The sequence below is a fragment of the Mucilaginibacter sp. OK098 genome, from assembly GCF_900142915.1.
Taxonomy (GTDB): domain Bacteria; phylum Bacteroidota; class Bacteroidia; order Sphingobacteriales; family Sphingobacteriaceae; genus Mucilaginibacter.
In genome coordinates, this window is sequence record NZ_FRCM01000001.1 from 141,816 (window position 1) to 161,137 (window position 19,322).

Here is a 19,322-nt window from a genome sequence, read left to right on the forward strand (position 1 = left end):
TCAGGACTTATCCTATGAATAGAAAGATTTATTACTTTTTTTTATTGCTTATACTGCTATCTGGCAGTTCAAGCATACTGTATGCTCAACAGCCTTCCTTATATCCCTCATTTAATAGTCGTAAGCTTTCCCCCGGTAAAACCACTTATTACATTGATCCTGTAAAAGGTAACGATCAAAACAACGGCACAGCTATTAAAACCCCCTGGCGAACCTTTAACAGGGCTAATCAACTAATATTTTCAGCCGGCGACAAGTTAATGATCATAGCGCCAGGTTCGTTTCATCAATCACTGGTAATTATGGCTAATGGAATTAAAGCATCACTCGTTACCATAAGCTTTGCACCGGGCAGGTATGATTTTTATCCCGACAGATCTTTTAAAACCCGTTTTAATATTTCCAATACCAATGATACTCCGCTTTCCTTAAAAGCCATCGCCTTATATGTTGTTAATTCAAAATATGTTAAGTTAAATGCTCCGGGAGCTAAGATTGTTTTAAGAGGTAAGATGATAGAAACCTGTGTTGATAAATGTGAAAATATCAGTATCAATGGCATCAGTTTCGACTACGAGCGACCGACGGTGTCAGAATTAAAGGTGGTGAATGTGAACGATCATTATGCTGATCTGCAAATTCACCCGGATTCAAAATATAGCATTAAAGATAGTGTGCTTACGTGGGAAGGGGAAGGCTGGCGCCATCAGCCGGGATGGTACTGGCAGGTGTTTAATCTCAAAACGGGAGATCTTTCCCGGCAAAGCATGGAGCTGGGTAAGGTTAAATTCGAGAATAAAGACGGGATGCTGAGAGCTTGGTTTGCACAAAACCCCGGATTTAAAACCGGTTTAATTTACCAGAACCGTGATGTGGTAAGGGATTGCGCCGGGATCTTTATGCAGCGAAGCAAAAATATCTCGCTGAAAAATATCCGCATCTATTTTATGCATGGAATGGGGGTGGTGAGCCAATTCTGCGAAAACATCAGCATGGATTCCGTTGTTGTTAAACCCGATGAAAAGTCCGGCAGAACCTGTTCTGCATGGGCAGATATTCTGCATTTTTCGGGCTGCAGGGGATTGATCAATATAAATAATTGTTTTCTGTCTGCTTCTAATGACGACGCTGTAAATGTGCATGGTACACATTTGAAAATTGTAGAAAAACTATCCCCAACTCAAATTAAAGTGCGGTTTATGCACAACCAAACTTATGGTTTTGACGCGTTTAAAGCTGGTGATAGCATTGATTTTATCCACGCTGAAAGTCTGTTGGCCTTTGGAAATAATAAAATCATATCTGCAAAAAAGTTAAATGATAAAGAATTTCTTTTAACGCTTCAAAAATCGGTTTCATCAAATATTCTTGATAATGATGTTGTGGAAAACATCACCTGGACACCTAGGGTATGGATTCACAACACTATGATAACCAGGATTCCTACGAGGGGTATTTTAGTTACTACTCGCCGTAAGGTTGTTATTGAAAACTGCACTTTTCAGCGTACCTGTATGACAGGCGTGTTGATAGAAGATGACGCAGAAAGCTGGTACGAATCGGGCATGGTAAGGGATCTGACCATTCGGAAAAATAATTTTGTTGAATGTGGTGAGCCCGTTATTAGTATCCATCCTGAAAATAAAATAGCTGAAAGCCCTGTTCACAAAAATATCTCCATCATTAATAATATGTTTACGTTGAAAGATTCAAAAGTCTTCGGAGCACAAAGTGCGTCGAATATCATATTTTCGGGGAATGAAATTAAAGCAAGGGTAGTTACAGATCTAAACAAGTTGATTGAATTAAAGAATTGCCAAAACGTTAAGACATCAGATAATACGATCTTGCTAAAATAGCAGCCTTATTGGCTGCTCAATATTTATTGATAAACATAATTATTAACATGAAACTTAAACTAAGTATTTCCCTGGTTACTTTATTAGCCGCGCTTTATTCCGGCGCTTTCGCCCAATCAAAAAGCGAAAAAAATACAAAAGATGAAGTTGAATATGTTAACCCGCTGATCGGCACAGCTATTACCGGATTTGCCAAAGGTTTAGACGGTGGCGGCACCATGCCTTGTGTAAATGTACCCTTTGCCATGACTAATTTTGTTGCACAAACCGGTGAGAATAAAATGAGCCGGATGTGCTACCAGTACGAGGATAAAACCGTTATTGGCTTCACGGCCACCCACCAGCCAACCGTTTGGATGGGCGATTATGGCTATGTTTCCATAATGCCGCAAACAGGCAAACTAAAGGTTTTACCTGAAGAACGCATATTAACTTATGATCATAAGGATGAAATTTCCAAACCTTATTATTACTCTGTTAAGCTAAATGCCGGAAATAACACAAAAATTAAAGCAGAAATTGCCGGTGCCAATACCTGCGGGATGTTCCGGTTTACTTTTCCCGAAGCCAACCAGGCTCACCTGATTATCCAGGGGATAAATTTAAACCCGCTGCTGGCAGATTCGGCAAATGACTACACTTCAAGGATAAAAAACTTAAGGGGTTATGTTCATATTGATACCATCCATAATGAAATAACCGGGTATAATCCCGACAGGCAATCCGCCCAGCTTGGCCCGGAACTTAAAAACTTTAAGGGCTATTTTGTGATCAGGTTCAGTAAAAAGATAAGTGCCTATGGTACCTGGGATAAGCAAATTGTCAATAAAGGAAGCAAAAATCAGTATGGTACACGCATGGGTGCCTATATTTCATTCAGTACAAAAGCTAATGAAGAAATTAAAGTTATCGTAGCCACTTCATTTATTAGCCTGGAACAGGCAAAAGCCAACCTTCAAAAGGAAATTACCGGCTGGGATTTTGAGAAAGTGGTAAAAGCAACCCGCAGCCAATGGCAGCAACAGCTAAAAGTGATAGGCGTAAGCGGGGTAACAGATGAACAAAAAACTATTTTTTATACAGCGTTGTATCACACACTGTTATTTCCCCGGCAGTTTTCTGAATACGGAAAATATTACAGCGCATTTGACGATAAAATACATAATGGAACGTCCTATAATGATTATTCTATCTGGGATACTTTTAGGGCGCTGCATCCCTTGCTGATTCTTACCCAGCCGCAAAGGGTAAATGGCATGGTACAGTCACTGCTGCAGATGTACAAAGAGGGCGGCTGGATGCCCATGTGGCCTAACCCAACTTATACGAATATAATGATCAGCACGCATGCTGATGCGGTGGTTGCAGATGCTTATGTAAAGGGCTTTCACGGGTTCGATCTTAACCTGGCATACCAGGCGGTTCATAAAGATGCCTTTACGCCACCCGATGGAGATACCAAAAAAAGCTGGGGCGATCGTGACAGGTGGACAAGCTTTGAGGCCAGGGGCGGCCTTACCAATTATCATAAACTTGGGTATGTAGCGGTTGATAAAACCAAAGAGTCGGTATCGCGCACAATTGAATACTCCATTGACGATTACTGCGTTGCCCAAATGGCAAAAGGAATGGGTAAGACAGGCGATTACCAAAAAACAATTGCCTGGAGCAAAAATTATAAAAACGTGTATAATAAGTCAACCGGTTTTATGGCTCCCCGTAATTCTGACGGCAAATGGGCATCAAACCCTAATGTTGGCTTTACCGAAGGAACAAAATGGACCTATACCTTTGGCGCTATGCATGATGTATCGGGAATGATCAGCCTTATGGGCGGCAAGGAGAAATTTGCTGAAAAGCTTACGGAGAACTTTGAAGGCGGACATTACCGCGCGGATAACGAGCCCGGTCACCATTACCTTTACCTGTTTAATTATTGCGGGATGCCCTGGAAAACCCAGGAACTTGTTAGGCAGCATAGCTCTTCAGAAAACTTCAGGAATGCGCCGGTTGGTATAAATGGCAATGACGATTGCGGACAAACCTCTGCCTGGTACATTTTTAATACCATGGGTTTTTACCCGGTAAGCCCCGCATCAGGATTTTATAGTATAGGCGCTCCCCAGTTTTCGAATATGGTACTAAATCTTGCAAACGGAAAAAAACTTTACATCAATGCAGTGGGCCTGTCTGAAAAAAATAAATATGTGGCAGAGGTAACGTTCAATGGCAAAGTGCTGAAAGATCATTTAATTTCGCACAAGCAGATCATCAATGGTGGTGTACTTGCTTTCAAAATGACCGGGAGTCCTCAAAAAATATAAATCATTACAATCACAAACCAGTGTAGAGACGTAATACTTTGTGTCTCCCGCATGTAAATTCAACCTGGCGTATTCGCTCTGTATGGTCTCAGACGCAAAGTATTGCGTCTCTACAATTCCTTCTGAAAATCCATCAATTTTTGGTTGATTCCCGCATGACAAGCCTGGATGGTAACACAAAGTGTTCTTCTTCCAGCTTGATATAATTATGCGATAAATATTCAAAAAGCAACCCAATGGCTTTTTGTCCCATTTCATACGCCGGCTGTAAAATGGTAGTAAGGGGCGGATCTAAAACCGGGGCAGTGATCTGGTTGGTAAAACATACAATCTTTATATCCTGCGGGATGCGGAGTTTCATTTGATAACATGCCAGGTAGGCTGACGTTGCCAGGTGCTCAACCGTTAACAAAAGGCCATCCGGCCGCGCCGATACCAGGTGCTCCCTGATCAGGGTAATATTTTCATCAGTATACTTATTTGTACAGTAAACTATATCAGGGCTGCCGGTAACAACAGCCTTGTCCAGCAACGCTTTCCTATAGCCTTCCTCCCGTGAAGAAAAGATAGAAACATATCCCTGTACCGTTATCAGCGAGACCTTTTTGCATCCCTGCTCAACCAGGTGGCTTGTGGCGAGGTAAGCGCTGTTAAAGTCGTCAGTTGTAACACTGGCGGCAGGAAGCTGGGCGCAATCACGGTCAAAAAAAACGATGGGAATGCCTGCCTGTTGCAGCTTGCTGATATGTGCAGTGTCACTGGTATTGCTGGCAACTGATATAAGCACACCATCTACCCGCCCGCTTGTAAATTCATTCAGAATACTTACTTCGCGTTCATAACTATCATGTGTAAGGTAGATCAGGAAGTGATATTTCTCCCTGCCTGCAATACTTTCAATCCCATTAATTACCTGGCTAAAAAAACTGTCTGCTATTTCAGGGATCACTATGGCAATCGTATTGCTGAGGTGTTTTCGCAGGCTGCTTGCATGCGGGTTAGCAACATAATTTAACCGGTTGGCGGCCTCTTTAACCCTGGCTTTGGTTTGTTCGCTTATATCATAACTGTCCCTTAATGCCTTGGAGATGGTAGCGGTCGACAGGTTCAGCGCTTTAGCCAGCGCTTTCATATTGATCTTTTTACCGCCTGTATTGTCTTCCATCTTTTTTATAATAATTCAGGTATTTGGAAATTTTAAAACTCACCCCGTGATAAAGTTAAGAGGTTTTAAACTGGTGAAGCAATATAGAAAAAAACGCGTCTGAATAATTTACTGATTTGCCCTTAAAATCATGTTATTTACTTAAACGTTTAAGTAAATAAATCCGGCTGTTTTATAAAAAGTAACTTTTTAAATCAGGAAATTTGATAGAAAGCCTTAAGAGTTATTACCAATTAATCCTTAATCAAAATCATCATGAGCAAGACCTTAAATACACCGGAGCAAAATCCGCTGGCATCTATTGACGAATGGGAGGATGACCTGTTAGTTCGCTATCCCGACGCAGAAGCAATAGCAGCCGGGCGGGATACAGCAGCCTATCGTAACTATGAAGCTACACTTAAAGATACCGTAAGAGAATTTTATCGTTTACAGCATATCAACCAAACTTATGATTTTGTTCTGCAAAAAAAGGAGCAATATTTAAAGTTTGATAAAAAGGAAATGTCGATATGGGATGCGTTTGATTTTTTAAACCAGCTGATTGACGATTCCGACCCTGATACCGACCTTGATCAGTTTCAACACCTATTGCAGGCCTCGGAAGCTATCCGATTGGATGGACGGCCCGACTGGATGGTGCTTACCGGCTTATTCCACGACCTGGGAAAAGTGCTTTGCCTTTTTGGCGAACCGCAATGGGCAGTAGTAGGCGATAGCTACCCTGTTGGATGCGCTTTCTCTGACAAAATTGTTTTCTCTGAATATTTTGCAGATAACAAAGATCATCACGATCCGCGATACAATACCAAATATGGTGTTTATGAGCCTAATTGCGGTTTAGAAAACGTACATATGACCTGGGGACATGACGAGTATATTTATCACCTGATGAAGCCTTATCTGCCCGAAGAGGCGCTTTACATGCTCCGTTACCATTCATTTTATCCGCAGCATAGGGAAAACGCTTACAGCCACCTGATGACACCACATGATCATCGCCTGTTTAAGGCGGTAGCGCAGTTCAATCCATATGATCTTTATTCAAAAAGCCCGGTAATACCTGATTGGAACAAACTCCGTCCTTATTATGAGGATCTGGTTGCCAAATATTTGCCGGCTACTTTAAAATTTTAAAACTATAAGGAAGATCAGCTAAAAGACTTTTTAATTTTTTCATTTGACCCGCGCCGATGTTCCATTTGGCCGGGGGCACTCAAGGGCAGCTGAAATAGCTGCCTTTTTTCTTTCAATTATACTCTCCGCACACAAATTCGTTTTGTAATACTTTGGCTTTTTAATAAAGCGCAGGCCGAAACTGGTTTTCATTGTCTTTAACGATTAAAAAGTAAAGTAAAATTGGCATTGAAGATCCTTCGTTGCTTGTTGTTCATGTCCTGCCAATCAATTAGTTAGTTATTATCCGGTAAATTATAATTTTTGAAGAAGTTTATTTATCAGGGGGTATTCGCCAGGTAAATCTACTTATTAATAATAATGTGCAATCGATTGTATAATAATCTGCAATCGATTGCAAAAAAGTTATGGTTTTAGCCTTTTCGGGGGAAAAATTAATGAATTAGTTGTCTTTTATTAATTGTCTGCTCTTGATTTGTAATCAAATTATAAACCAGGTACAGACCGTTTTTGCCGTCCATTGGTAACGGTTGATGTACTGAAATTAACTAAGTAAAACCATGCATCATTATCAAACCTATCCACCGTAGGTATGCCGTCGCATACACCTACTATTACCTTAACCAGGTAGCCAAACAAATTAACCTTAATCATTAAAGAGAAGCAGTATGAAAAAACTTAAATACTTATTTATAATATTTTTTCTTTTCCCGCTTAGTTTATTAGCCCAGCAAACTAACATTGGCGGAAAAGTAATTGATTTTACCGATGGGACTACACTTCCGGGGGTAAGTGTAAAGATCAAAAATACAACCATTGGTACCGTTACAGATAAAGACGGAAAATTCCAGATCAGTGCCCCGGGTCCCGGTGCATATATACAATTATCATATCTTGGGTATGTAACCCAGGAAATACAGGTTAGAGACCTGAAAGATGGTATAATTGCACTAAAAACCACCAACAAGAGCCTTGAAGAGGTTGTAGTTGTAGGTTATGGAACGCAGAAAAGAGGAAACTTAACCTCAGCGGTTTCAACTGTTAATAACAAGGAACTTACCGTTACCAAAAACGAAAACGTTTATAACATGTTAACCGGTAAAATACCGGGCCTTGTTATACAGCAGCGAAGCAGCGAGCCGGGTGGTTTTGACGACAAAATTGACTTACGCGGTTTTGGCCAGCCCCTGATAGTTATTGATGGTGTTCCTGACGGAGACCTTTCACGCCTGGATCCAAATGAAATTGAAAATATTTCGGTTATAAAAGATGCTTCGGCAGCGGTTTACGGGGTTCGCGCGGCTAATGGGGTAATAATAGTTACCACCAAAAAAGGCGGCAAGAACAAAGACGGAAAATTCAATTTCAGCTACACGGTAAATAATGCCTGGCAGCAGTTCCTGAACCTGCCAAATAGTGTTGACGCCCTTGATTACATGATGCTTAAAAATGAGCAGCGGAAACGTGATTTTAACAGTAATTATTTTACGCAATCAGCCCCTGCATTTTCGGCGGCAGATATGAAGCCATACCAGGATGGTACACTTAAAACTTCAAACTGGAGCGACGCGGTTTTTAAAAAGACAGCCTCAGAAATTCAGCATAACTTAAGCATGAATGGCGGAAGCGATAAGGTTGATTACTTTTTTAATTTTGGTTATCAGAAACAGGATGGCGTTTACAAAAGCGGCGATTTAAATTATGATAAATATAATTTCCGTTCAAATGTTACCGTAAGGATAACTGACCGCCTTAGAGCACAGGCTTTGATATCAGGCAATACTGATACCAAGAACCAGCCAAGTGCGCCATTGTGGACAATATTTAAGTACACCTGGAACCAATTACCAACCGACCAGATCTACGCTAATAATAATCCTGATTATTTGCATGTTGAACCTGATAATGCTAATCCGGTAGGGATAACCAACTCTAAGTACGGTGGTTTTGGAGTAATTGGAAATAAAAACTTCCAGGGCCAGTTGAGTTTGGAATATGATATTCCGGGTATAAGCGGTTTACAGGCTAAAGGTATGTTTAACTATGGCTATGGTATGAATGATAACCGGTATGTAACAAACAGCTACAACCTTTATAATTATGACACTCAAAACCAGGTTTATATCCCTACGCTGATTAATTCTCCGTCAAATACAACACGCCAGTTTTTGGAAAGAACAAAAACATTGGCACAGCTATCATTAAGCTACAACAAATCATTTGGCGGGCATAATATAAGCGCCTTATTGCTCTATGAAGAAAGCGATCAGAATGCCGACAATTTTAGCGGATACAAAGAATTGTCATTACCGGTAGATTATCTTTTTGCAGGTAATTCACTCAACCAGGCTGTTGGCCAGAATAACGGTTTTAATAACCTTGGTGAAATTGTAACCAAAGGTATAATTGGAAAGGTTAATTATGATTATAAAGGTAAGTATTTGGCCGGTTTCAGTTTTCGCAGAGATGGGTCAAGTAAGTTTAATCCAAATGTTAGTCAATGGGGTTTTTTCCCTGCGGCATCATTGGGATGGCGCCTTAGTGAAGAATCATTTGTTAAAAGTTTGATCTCACCCGATATTTTGAACAACCTTAAGTTACGGAGCACTTATGGCAAAACCGGAGATGATGGCGCTACCCAGTTTCAATATCTTTCAGGCTATAGTTACCCGTCGGGAGGGTACTTGTTTAATGGCAGCCAGGTAAATGGCGTTTCAGCATTGCCTTACGCTAATCCTAACCTTACGTGGACAACGTCAAAAACGTTGGATGTTGGTTTGGATGTTGATATGTGGAGAGGCCTTTTAGGCGTATCTGCCGACTATTATGTAAGAAACCGGACTGGTTTGCCTGCAACAAGGAGCACTGCAATTCCCGGAACGGTGGGGATAAATTTACCGCAGGAAAACTTAAACAGCGACCGCACAAAAGGTGTTGAGTTTGTACTTACGCATCGCAACCGCATTGGCCAGGTTGGTTATAACATCAGCGCCCAAATTTCATCAAACAGAACGATGAATGTTAATGTGCAGCAAACCCTGGCAGGAAACTCTTACGAAAACTGGAAAAACTCACAGTCAAACCGGTACACCAATATCTGGTGGGGAAAAACGTACGGAGGCCAGTTTCAAAATTACAACCAGATCTACAATTATAAAATTAACACCGGCGGCGGTAACAATAACGTAATACCAGGCGATTATTACTACCAGGACTGGAACGGTGATGGTGTAATTGACAGTAAGGATGAGCACCCTATCGCCACAAAAAATTTACCGCGAATAAATTACGGTGTAACAGTTGGTGTTAACTATAAAGGTTTTGACATGAGTATGCTATTGCAGGGTGCAACAGGGGTATATGTACAATATGCCGAGCAATTAGCCGAGCCATTAATGTATGGCCGCAGCGCACTTACCCAATTTTTAAGCAGGTGGCATACCGCTGATCCTACGGCTGATGTTTTTGATCCTAATACAGTTTTTGTACCGGGCAATTATCCTGCAATGGGTTCGCCTATTGCCGAAGGAACAAAAGCTATCCAGAATGCCAGCTACTTAAGGATCAAAACACTTGAGTTGGGTTATACCATCCGTAAAAATTTACTAAAAAAATTGGGTATAGCCAGTTGCAGGGTTTATGTGAACAGTTATAACCTGGCAACCTTTACCGGCCTAAAGGGTGCTGACCCTGAACACCCTGGTATAGAATATAATGCTGATGGAACGCAGAATTTTGACGCTTTCCTGGGCGGTTATAAATACCCAGAGAACAGGACATTCAACATTGGTGCTAATATTACCTTTTAAAATATAAATGTGATATGAAAAGATTTAAATATATAATAACAATAACAGCAGGGCTTATTTTAGCTTCCTGCCATAAATTAGCGGTTACTCCTTTAAACATACTTAGTGATAACGCTGTATTTAGCAGTGCAACAGGTGTAACTGCATATTTTGCAAATATTTATTCATCATTACCAATTGAGGATTTTAAGTATGAGCAAAACAATGGTTTTAACCAGGACTGGCAAAATTTTTACCACCCGGGAGCGCTTTGCGGAGAGCTGGTTGGTCCTTACGGAAGCACTTATGATGGCGCCGGGGGCTTTGGCTACTGGCCTTATGATAAGATCCGCACGGTAAATGTATTGATTGAAACTTTACCCAAGTACGCTTCAAGCTTTACCGATGTTCAAAAAAACCAATGGTTGGGCGAGGCTTATTTTTGCAGGGCTTATTTTTATTTTGCTTTGGCTAAACGCTATGGCGGAATCCCCATCATTAAAACAGTTCAGTCTTATCCCGCACCCATTAATGAGCTGCAGGTACACCGCGACAAAGAAGTTGACGTATGGAAATTTATTGAAGATGACCTTGATAAGGCGTACCAGATGATGCCTGAAACAAGTGTGCGCGGCCGGGCTAACCGATACGTAGCTGCCGCACTTGAATCAAGAGCTATGCTTTATGCTGCTACAATTGCCAAATACGGATCCACAAATTTTGTTGCCGGTGATGCAAGGTCCGCAGGTTTTGTAGGTATTGCCGCTTCAGAGGCTAATGCATTTTTCCAAAAGGCTATTGATGCAGCCAAACTGCTTGAGGGTAAATACAGCCTTTACCAGAAAAGTGCAGATAAAGTAAAAAACTATACTGATGCGTTTTTGGATCATGATAGCCCTGAAAATATCTTTGTTAAAGATTATTCATTACCAAGTAATACAGCCCACAGCTGGGACGCCACAATGTCGCCCCGTTATATGACTGCTGACGGTCTTTCGCGCGCATATCCTACCATGGAGTTTGTTGAGCGTTTTACCAGTCTTTTAATTACTAATGCCGACGGCACCCCAAAACGTTTTACCAATACCGGCGACTTGATGACCGGCCTTGAGCCGCGTTTGCTGGCCACTGTATATTTTCCGGGAGCAACCTTAAGGGGTCTTACATTTGATACCCAAAGGGGCCTTTACGAGCACTTTACAGGCACAGCCGCTGCTGAATTATCCTCAAATCCGCCTAATCAGCAATTCCGGCACCTTTCCGGCAGTACCGATGCCTTGTTTAATGGCAAACGGATAATTGGCTTTACTGGTGTAAGTACAGATGGAGACGATAAAACACGCACCGGTTTTTATGTAAGAAAGTATATTGATTATAACAAAGCACAGGCTGATTGCGGTTTATATAAAAGCACTACAAGCTGGATTGATATGCGTTATGCCGAAGTATTATTAAACCGTGCCGAAGCCGATGTTGAATTAGGTAATACCAGCGATGCGCTTACCACTATCAACCAGATCAGAGCACGCGGAGGCGCCACTTTAGCTACTCCGGGCGATATTACCGTTAATTACGTACGGAACGAACGCTGTATGGAGCTTGCTTTCGAGAAACAGTACTGGTGGGATATCCGCCGCTGGAGAATTGCTGACCAGATATTGGATAACACCCGGTATCATGCCCTGCTTCCTTTCCTTGTTCTTGACGAGGGTAAATATATATTTCTTAGAGACAATGAACCTTTCCAAAGGTCGTACACTTTTGAGAAGAAATATTATTATGAGCCGTTACCGGGTGGCGAGTTAAATAAAAATCCAAACCTATATCCAAACAACCCCAATTATTAATTAAAAACAATATATCATGAAGAAAATAATAAACGGATTGTTAATCGCTTTGATTTTAGTTGCCGGTTTTTCCTGCACAAAGGTTGACAATTTGCCTGGCCCCAATGCGGGTTTTAAAGGAAGAATAATTGATAAAACAACATCGGCAAACCTGATTACCGAAACATCGGGAATGCAGATAAAGCTCGAAGAATTGAGCTACAGCGCCACGCCCGACCCGCAATACATTCCAAGTAAACAGGATGGGACTTTTGAGGACGATAAATTGTTTAAAGGACATTACCGCGTTACTCCTTACGGTGGGGCATTTTGGCCTGTTGACGGGGTGGAGCTTGATATCAACGGAACTACTTCGCATGATTTTGAAGTTACACCTTATTTGGCCATCAAAAACCTAACCAATAGTTTATCAGGAACTACGCTTACTTTAACATTTAATATGGTAGCCCCGATACCCGATGGTTTACCCCAGATTATTGATGTGAAGCCTTTTGTAAACGATACACAGTTTGTTGGCAGCGGCGCCAATATCAATAACTATAGTGATGTTAACAGAATAACGCTCAACAGTAATTATAGCGACGTAGTTGGTAAAACATATACATTAACTATCCCCAGCCTTAAATCAGGGAGAACATTTTATGCAAGGGTGGGTGTAAGAGTTAACGATAGTTTTAAACAGTATAACTACTCTGATATAATTGAAGTAAAAGTTCCCTGATTAAATTGATGCTTAAACTTAACGTGAGTTCGATATAAAGGTTGGTAGTATAGTGTTTGATTATCAGTTAGTTACATTTATATAACCATCGAAACAAAGCGAAATGTGCTGATAATCAGCATGTTTCACTTTGTTCCATGTGTTCCGCTTGCAAAAATGGAACGCTTTGCCGGCGGTGGATTCACAAACTTGCGCTTCGCATCAACGCTATTGGAGAGGGGTTTGGGGTGAGTGACCGTTTGCTTATGTCGAACTCACGTTAAACTTAAGGAGAGGGGCTGCATCTTCTTAAGTTTATGTATTAACCATCTTTCTCATCTAATCTGCCTGTAAAACAAATTTAATAATGTATTAATCATCCATAAAATTATGATGACATTTAAAAGAATATTTACCTACTTATTGCTGTTCATAACGGGATCTGTCTTCTCTGCAAAAAACAGCTTTGCACAAACAAATCCCTTTATTACCGATATGTACACTGCTGACCCATCAGCACATGTATGGGCCGATGGCCGGTTGTATGTGTATGCATCGCATGATATTGCTCCGGCGCGTGGCTGCGACCTGATGGATCAATACCACGTTTTCTCTACCGACGATATGGTGCACTGGAAAGACCATGGCGAAATACTGCGCGCCAGCCAGGTTGCATGGGGCCGACCCGAAGGCGGCTTTATGTGGGCTCCGGATTGCGCTTATAAAAATGGCACCTATTATTTTTATTTCCCCCACCCAAGCGATACCAAATGGAATGACAGCTGGAAAATAGGGGTGGCCACCAGTAAAAGCCCTGCAAGCGGCTTTAAAGTGCAGGGATATATTAAAGGCCTTGAATCAATGATCGATCCCTGTGTGTTTGTTGACGATGACGGGCAGGCCTATTTTTATTATGGTGGCGGCGGTACTTGTAAAGGTGGCAGGCTTAAGGATAATATGACGGAGATTGACGGCGAAATGAAAAACATGGAAGGGCTTAAAGATTTTCATGAGGCAAGCTGGGTACACAAAAGAAACGGTGTGTATTACCTTTCTTATTCAGATAATCATGACGTGGCAGGCAAGCACAACCAAATGCAATATGCTACCAGCAAAAACCCGCTGGGCCCATGGACGTACCAGGGCGTATTTATGGACCCTACAGATAGCTTCACCAACCATGGTTCAATTGTGCAGTTTAAAGGGCAATGGTACTCTTTTTATCATACCAGCGAGCTCTCACACCAGGATTGGCTCAGGTCTGTCTGTGTAGATAAGCTTTATTACAATGCTGATGGCACTATCCAAAAGGTTGTTCAAACAAGTGGCATTAAAAAGTAGGTTTTTATTTAATAAATATTAACAGCTAAAATCATGAAAAAACTCAATGCGATATTTTTGATTGCCCTATTTGCACTAACAAACAGCTGTTCAAAAAGTGGTGCAGGCAATTCAACGACCCCTGTTGTTGATAAGCCCAAAACGCCCATTGATATAACCCCTTCACCTGTTGGTGATGTTGTAGGAAAAATAACAGTAGGCTACCAGGGCTGGTTTGCTGCCACTGGTGATGGTTCACCTATTAATGCCTGGTGGCACTGGACACAAGATTGGTCAACGGCGCCATCACCAGGTAATCTTGGTGTAAAATCATGGCCTGACGTGCGCGATTATACAAGCACCTATCAAACAGCTTTCGCCAACCTGAATAATGGAAGCCCGGCAAAGCTGTTTTCTTCATTTACTGACCAAACAGTTGATACCCATTTTTTGTGGATGCAGCAAAACGGAATAGACGCTGCCGCTTTGCAGCGCTTTAACCCAAGCGGGCAGGAGGGCCCTGTACGCGATGCCATAACGGTCAAAGTGAAAACAGCTGCCGAGGTTCACGGGGTTAAATTTTATATTATGTATGATGTAAGCGGCTGGACCAATATGCAATCAGAGATCAAGACCGACTGGACTAACAAAATGTCGGCATATACCGCATCATCTGCCTATGCCAAACAAAATGGCAAGCCGGTGGTGTGTATCTGGGGATTTGGATTTAGCGACGATAACCATCCATGGCCGGCATCGGTTTGTTTGGACGTGATCAATTGGTTTAAAAGTAAGGGCTGTTATATTATTGGCGGTGTCCCTACACACTGGCGCAAAGAAGAAAGCGATTCAAGGCCCAATTTCCTGGCTACCTATAATGCCTTTGATATGCTATCGCCATGGATGATTGGCCGGATTGGCAATGCAAACGATTCAGACAATTTTTATACTACCATTAACCAACCCGATCAGGCCTATTGCAATGCTAATGGAATTGATTACCAACCCTGTGTTTTACCAGGCGACCTGCAGGAGCACCAAAGAGCGCACGGCGATTTTATGTGGGGGCAGTTTTACAACATGAAAAGGACCGGAGCACAAGGTATTTACATCTCGATGTTTGATGAATATAACGAGGGTAACCAAATTGCCAAAACAGCTGAGACCTCATCTTTTATACCGGCAGGGTCAACATTTGTTACGCTTGATGAAGATGGTACAGCTTGCTCGGCAGATTATTACCTGAGATTAACCGGTGATGGCGGTAAAATGTTTAAGGGAACAATTGCCTTAACAACAGTACGCCCAACGGCACCAAAACCATAAGTTGATTTCTGAAATATATTAAAGCAACAAAGCCCGGGATGACAGATCCCGGGCTTTGTTGCTTTACCATTAACACTAACCTGTTTATTAAAATAAATATGCCCGGCTCTCACCCCGGGCACAATTGTTACGTAATCTGTAACATCAACTAAATCCCGGATCAAATTCAATTACTCCGGAAGATCTTATGTTTGAACAATGATTCTACACATCGGTTTTATCTTACATAAAAGCTGCCTCTTTGCCTGATATCTTCTGATGAACTGCCCACCATAACTCTAAACTCACCCGGCTCAACAACCTGTTTCATCTGCCGGTTCCAGATCATCAGTTCTTCATGGTTCAGTTTAAACTGCACTTTACCGCTTTCACCCGGTTTTAAGCTGATACGACTAAATCCCTTCAATGATTTTACAGGTGTGGTAACACTGGCAACAATATCCCGGATATACAGTTGCACCACCTCTGTACCCTCAACCTTACCTGTATTTTTTACAGTAACGCTGATGTTGGCCGAACCATTAAGGGGTAAATGCGCGGGTGTAATAGTTAAGTTCGAATACTCAAAGCTGGTATAGCTCAACCCATGTCCAAACGGGAACAGGGCCGAAGTATCCTGGTCAACATAAACGTGCCTTGAGGTAGGCTTATGATTATAATAATAAGGCAATTGCCCAACCGAACGTGGAAAAGTCATAGGTAGTTTTCCCGAGGGATTAATCTTGCCCAGCAATACATCAGCTATAGCCAGGCCGCCGGTTTCGCCTAAAAACCACGACTCAACAATGGCGGGGATCTTTTTAGCTACCCAGTTTATACATAATGGCCGGCCATTAAAAAGCACTACGGCAACGGGCTTGCCTGTTTTTTGAATAGCCTCAATAAGCCGGGTTTGTTTTTGATTAAGCTCCAGGTTTGACCTGTCCTTACCTTCTCCTACCTCGCCTATATCCTCGCCAAGTACCACTATCGCCACATCTGATTGATTTACCAGGTTAACTGCTTTTTGCAGGCTCCCGTTTTGCTTTTCGGCTGATGTATCTGCAGAATAACCGGCTTCATATTCTACTTTCATATCATTACCTGCTTTTTGCATTAGTGCATCAACAATGGCTACGCCCTTGCCATCTTTATTGGCATAGCCACCAAGGTAAGTACTGGCAGCCAGCGGGCCAATAACGGCTACTGAATGTACGTTAGCACTAAGCGGTAAAAGCGAGTGGTCGTTTTTTAACAGGCTGATGCTCTCTTGTGCGGCTTTTAAAGCCACCTGGCGGTTTGCATCAGTATGATATACCTTTTTAAGCAATGACTGATCGATGTAGGGGTGATCAAATAAACCAAGCATAAATTTAATTCTTAATACGTCTGATACCGCCCTGTTAAGCTCGCTTACTGCCAGTTGTTTGCTTTTTAAGGCTTTGATAATAGCATCCGAAAACTCAGCATGGGGAAAATCATAAAATTGCATATCGAGCCCGGCGGTAAGTGTTTGTGCAAGTGCATCGGCAGGGCTGGCCGCTATATGGTGACTTGTTAACGACATCTTGATCGCTCCCAAATCAGACAATACAAAGCCTTTAAATCCCCACTCTTTGCGTAATACATCTTTAAGTAACCACTTATTATCAACACAGGGAATGCCATCAAGCTCGCTGTAGGCAGCCATCATGCCTAATGCGCCCCCTTCTTTAACGGCTTTTTCAAAAACATATAAAAATGATGAACGCGCCTCGCGCTCACCCATATTTACGGGGGCTGTATTACTGCCCGCTTCGGGGATCCCATGAACGGCAAAATGTTTAGGTTCGGCAAGTACGGCATCAGGGTTGCTCAGCTTACTTCCCTGCAACCCTTTTACCATGGCAACACCGTTGGCGGCGGCCAGGTAAGGGTCTTCGCCATAAGTTTCTTCTACTCTTCCCCACCTGGGGTCGCGCGGCAGGCAAAGCACAGGGCCCAATACCATAGCAACACCATGCGCCCGCATTTCGGTGGCTATTATGCGCCCGGCTTTGCGCACCAGTGCGGTATCCCAGGCGCCGGCCAATGCAATAGGCACCGGGAAAGTGGTGCTGCCCAGTCCTTCATAGCCATGAAGGCCCTCTTCAATAAACAAAACCGGGATGCCCAGCCGCGTGTGTTCTACCGCATAGCGCTGTATTTGGTTAGTAACATCGGCAGTTAAGGGATAAAGATCATGCACCGAACCAATACCTTCCGTACCAATACTTATCCTGGCGCTGTCTGAATACGATGCAGCTTCATGTCCCTGCATATTGGCCACTTCATGGCCCCAATACATATCCAACTGTCTTATTTTTTCGGTGGTGGTCATGCGGCTTAATAAATCAGTCACTCTTTTTTCAACAGGCAAAGCGGCGTTCTGATAAGGATATTTAATGGGTGCTTTCGGCTTATTAAATGAGCAAAAGGCCATTATTAAAAGAATCATCGGTATAAAGGCGTTCTTTTTCTTCAAAAAATTCATAGTATTATAAGGGTTAAATGGCTTTATGTGTTACAGGTTCAGTCGCATTTAAAGTAAACAGACCGGTTAAAATAAATAGTGCGGGCTTCATTATTTGTTGTGATTAATAGCGGCTGGTATATTTACCTGCAATGGTATTTGTTTCCTTAGCATTTTACCGGCGTACCCGGTTAAATACAAATAATAATCATTGGGAATCTCCTCCTCAATAGTTACAAAATTGCTGAGCCCTACCGGAGGGTTCTTTGAGGTTTTAAGTATGGCAGTTCCTTCATCAACCTCATCAAACATGGCTACATACAGCATAGTGGCGCCGCTCTTTATAGCGCCATACAGCTGTTTCCAGTAAAATTGCCCTTTGTTACGCGGAATTTGATTTTGCGGGCTCCGCGGGTTCATGTTATGCCAGCTAAACCCTGGGAAAACGGTTGGCACATAATCAACCTTGTTTGTTTTACACCAGGCAATATCACCAACTATGCGGCTTTGAAACTGCGGATACGAGGTTTCATTAAACCGGCCCACAAACCAGGGGTGTATAATATCAACCTTACGCAAAATATCATGCAGATGCGGGTCTTTTTCAGTATCATTCCCAAAGTCGCGCCAATAGGTGGGTACCCCCAGCAAAATTGAACAGCCGCCATACACCGGGTCGTTCTTTAAAAAATCAATTATTCTTTCTATTTCCGGCAAACCGTATCGCCTCCCGTCCGAAAAGCCCACGCCCCATACAGCAACCAGCGGTTTACCGTTATGATACAGATAGGTCTGCTTGTTGCCTTGCCGGGTTAACTTTAAACTGTCAACCAGGTGCTTAAAATCATTGATCACCAAAGTATCGCCACCTGCCCTCATCCCCGACAAGTCATACATCAGCGCCAATGCCCTGTGATATTTTTGCGATGATCTTAATGCGTTACCTAACACCACATCATTATGGTTGCGGCCCGGGCCTTTTTGTACATCAGCTATAAAACGCTGTACAAATACACCGTCAATGCCATATTGCTGCATCCACCTAAAGTGCGTATCGGTTGATGATGCGTCATGCGAGCTGTACACATAAGCATCACTGCCATCGGCATGTTTAAAGGTGGTTTTATAGGTCTTTGCATATTCACTTACATCAGGCCACAGGTCAATATTAGTGCTGCCCGGCTCAAATTTTCCATGCGAGTTATAATGATTCCAGCCGCGGCCTGTACCATCACCAGGTGCATTGAACCAGCCCTGGTAACCCGCCATAACCAGGCCTTTATAGCTTTTAAATGCAGATGTTTTACTATGTAGCAACTGGCTGTAACCTACCGCGCATAGCAATAGCAACAGCGCGGTTAATAGTTGTTTTCTCATTCCGATAAA

Annotated in this window: 12 protein-coding genes; 8 read left to right on the top strand and 4 right to left on the bottom strand. The window is 42.4% G+C overall.

Features of this window, described 5'->3' with window-relative positions:
- The first annotated feature begins 14 nt into the window (after positions 1-14).
- Together BUE31_RS00480 and BUE31_RS00485 are read left to right on the top strand one after the other, a co-directional pair.
- Entirely contained in the window at positions 15-1,859 is a 1,845-nt protein-coding gene (locus BUE31_RS00480) for a right-handed parallel beta-helix repeat-containing protein (protein WP_159440612.1), read from the top strand.
- Positions 1,860-1,906: 47 nt separating this feature from the next.
- The gene (locus tag BUE31_RS00485) at positions 1,907-4,183 is read left to right on the top strand and encodes a GH92 family glycosyl hydrolase (RefSeq protein ID WP_073399238.1); all 2,277 of its coding nucleotides are present in this window, start codon (positions 1,907-1,909) and stop codon (positions 4,181-4,183) included.
- A gap of 133 nt (positions 4,184-4,316) precedes the next feature.
- On the opposite strand, the gene BUE31_RS00490 is transcribed toward BUE31_RS00485, so the two are convergent.
- On the bottom strand, positions 4,317-5,348 hold the full coding sequence (locus BUE31_RS00490) for a LacI family DNA-binding transcriptional regulator (RefSeq protein ID WP_083619171.1): 1,032 nt from the start codon (positions 5,346-5,348) through the stop codon (positions 4,317-4,319).
- 255 nt (positions 5,349-5,603) lie between these two features.
- On the opposite strand from BUE31_RS00490, the gene BUE31_RS00495 reads away from it, so the two are divergent.
- Positions 5,604-6,485 carry an inositol oxygenase family protein gene (locus BUE31_RS00495; RefSeq protein ID WP_073399240.1) on the top strand — a complete coding sequence of 294 codons (882 nt, stop codon included), beginning with the start codon at positions 5,604-5,606 and terminating at the stop codon, positions 6,483-6,485.
- Positions 6,486-6,971: 486 nt separating this feature from the next.
- Here BUE31_RS00495 and BUE31_RS30885 read toward each other — a convergent pair whose 3' ends face one another.
- The gene (locus BUE31_RS30885) at positions 6,972-7,139 is read right to left on the bottom strand and encodes a hypothetical protein (RefSeq protein ID WP_159440613.1); all 168 of its coding nucleotides are present in this window, start codon (positions 7,137-7,139) and stop codon (positions 6,972-6,974) included.
- A gap of 14 nt (positions 7,140-7,153) precedes the next feature.
- On the opposite strand from BUE31_RS30885, the gene BUE31_RS00500 reads away from it, so the two are divergent.
- The 5 genes from BUE31_RS00500 to BUE31_RS00520 all read left to right on the top strand — a co-directional run bounded on the left by BUE31_RS00500 (position 7,154) and on the right by BUE31_RS00520 (position 15,466).
- Entirely contained in the window at positions 7,154-10,294 is a 3,141-nt protein-coding gene (locus tag BUE31_RS00500) for a SusC/RagA family TonB-linked outer membrane protein (RefSeq protein ID WP_073399242.1), read from the top strand.
- 14 nt (positions 10,295-10,308) lie between these two features.
- A complete protein-coding gene (locus tag BUE31_RS00505) occupies positions 10,309-12,120 on the top strand; it encodes a RagB/SusD family nutrient uptake outer membrane protein (RefSeq protein WP_073399244.1) in 1,812 nt (603 codons plus the stop codon).
- A 16-nt stretch (positions 12,121-12,136) separates the two neighbouring features.
- Entirely contained in the window at positions 12,137-12,841 is a 705-nt protein-coding gene (locus BUE31_RS00510) for a DUF3823 domain-containing protein (protein ID WP_073399246.1), read from the top strand.
- Between the two features lie 369 nt (positions 12,842-13,210).
- The gene (locus BUE31_RS00515; RefSeq protein ID WP_143167000.1) at positions 13,211-14,161 is read left to right on the top strand and encodes a family 43 glycosylhydrolase; all 951 of its coding nucleotides are present in this window, start codon (positions 13,211-13,213) and stop codon (positions 14,159-14,161) included.
- Positions 14,162-14,194: 33 nt separating this feature from the next.
- Positions 14,195-15,466 carry a glycoside hydrolase family 99 protein gene (locus tag BUE31_RS00520; RefSeq protein ID WP_073399250.1) on the top strand — a complete coding sequence of 424 codons (1,272 nt, stop codon included), beginning with the start codon at positions 14,195-14,197 and terminating at the stop codon, positions 15,464-15,466.
- A 217-nt stretch (positions 15,467-15,683) separates the two neighbouring features.
- Here BUE31_RS00520 and BUE31_RS00525 read toward each other — a convergent pair whose 3' ends face one another.
- Positions 15,684-17,957 (bottom strand): glycoside hydrolase family 3 N-terminal domain-containing protein, encoded by a 2,274-nt coding sequence (locus tag BUE31_RS00525; RefSeq protein WP_083619174.1) that lies wholly within the window; start codon positions 17,955-17,957, stop codon positions 15,684-15,686.
- 90 nt (positions 17,958-18,047) lie between these two features.
- Positions 18,048-19,313, bottom strand: coding sequence for a glycoside hydrolase family 99 protein (locus BUE31_RS00530; RefSeq protein ID WP_073399251.1), 1,266 nt, complete (start codon positions 19,311-19,313; stop codon positions 18,048-18,050).
- Positions 19,314-19,322: the final 9 nt, after the last annotated feature.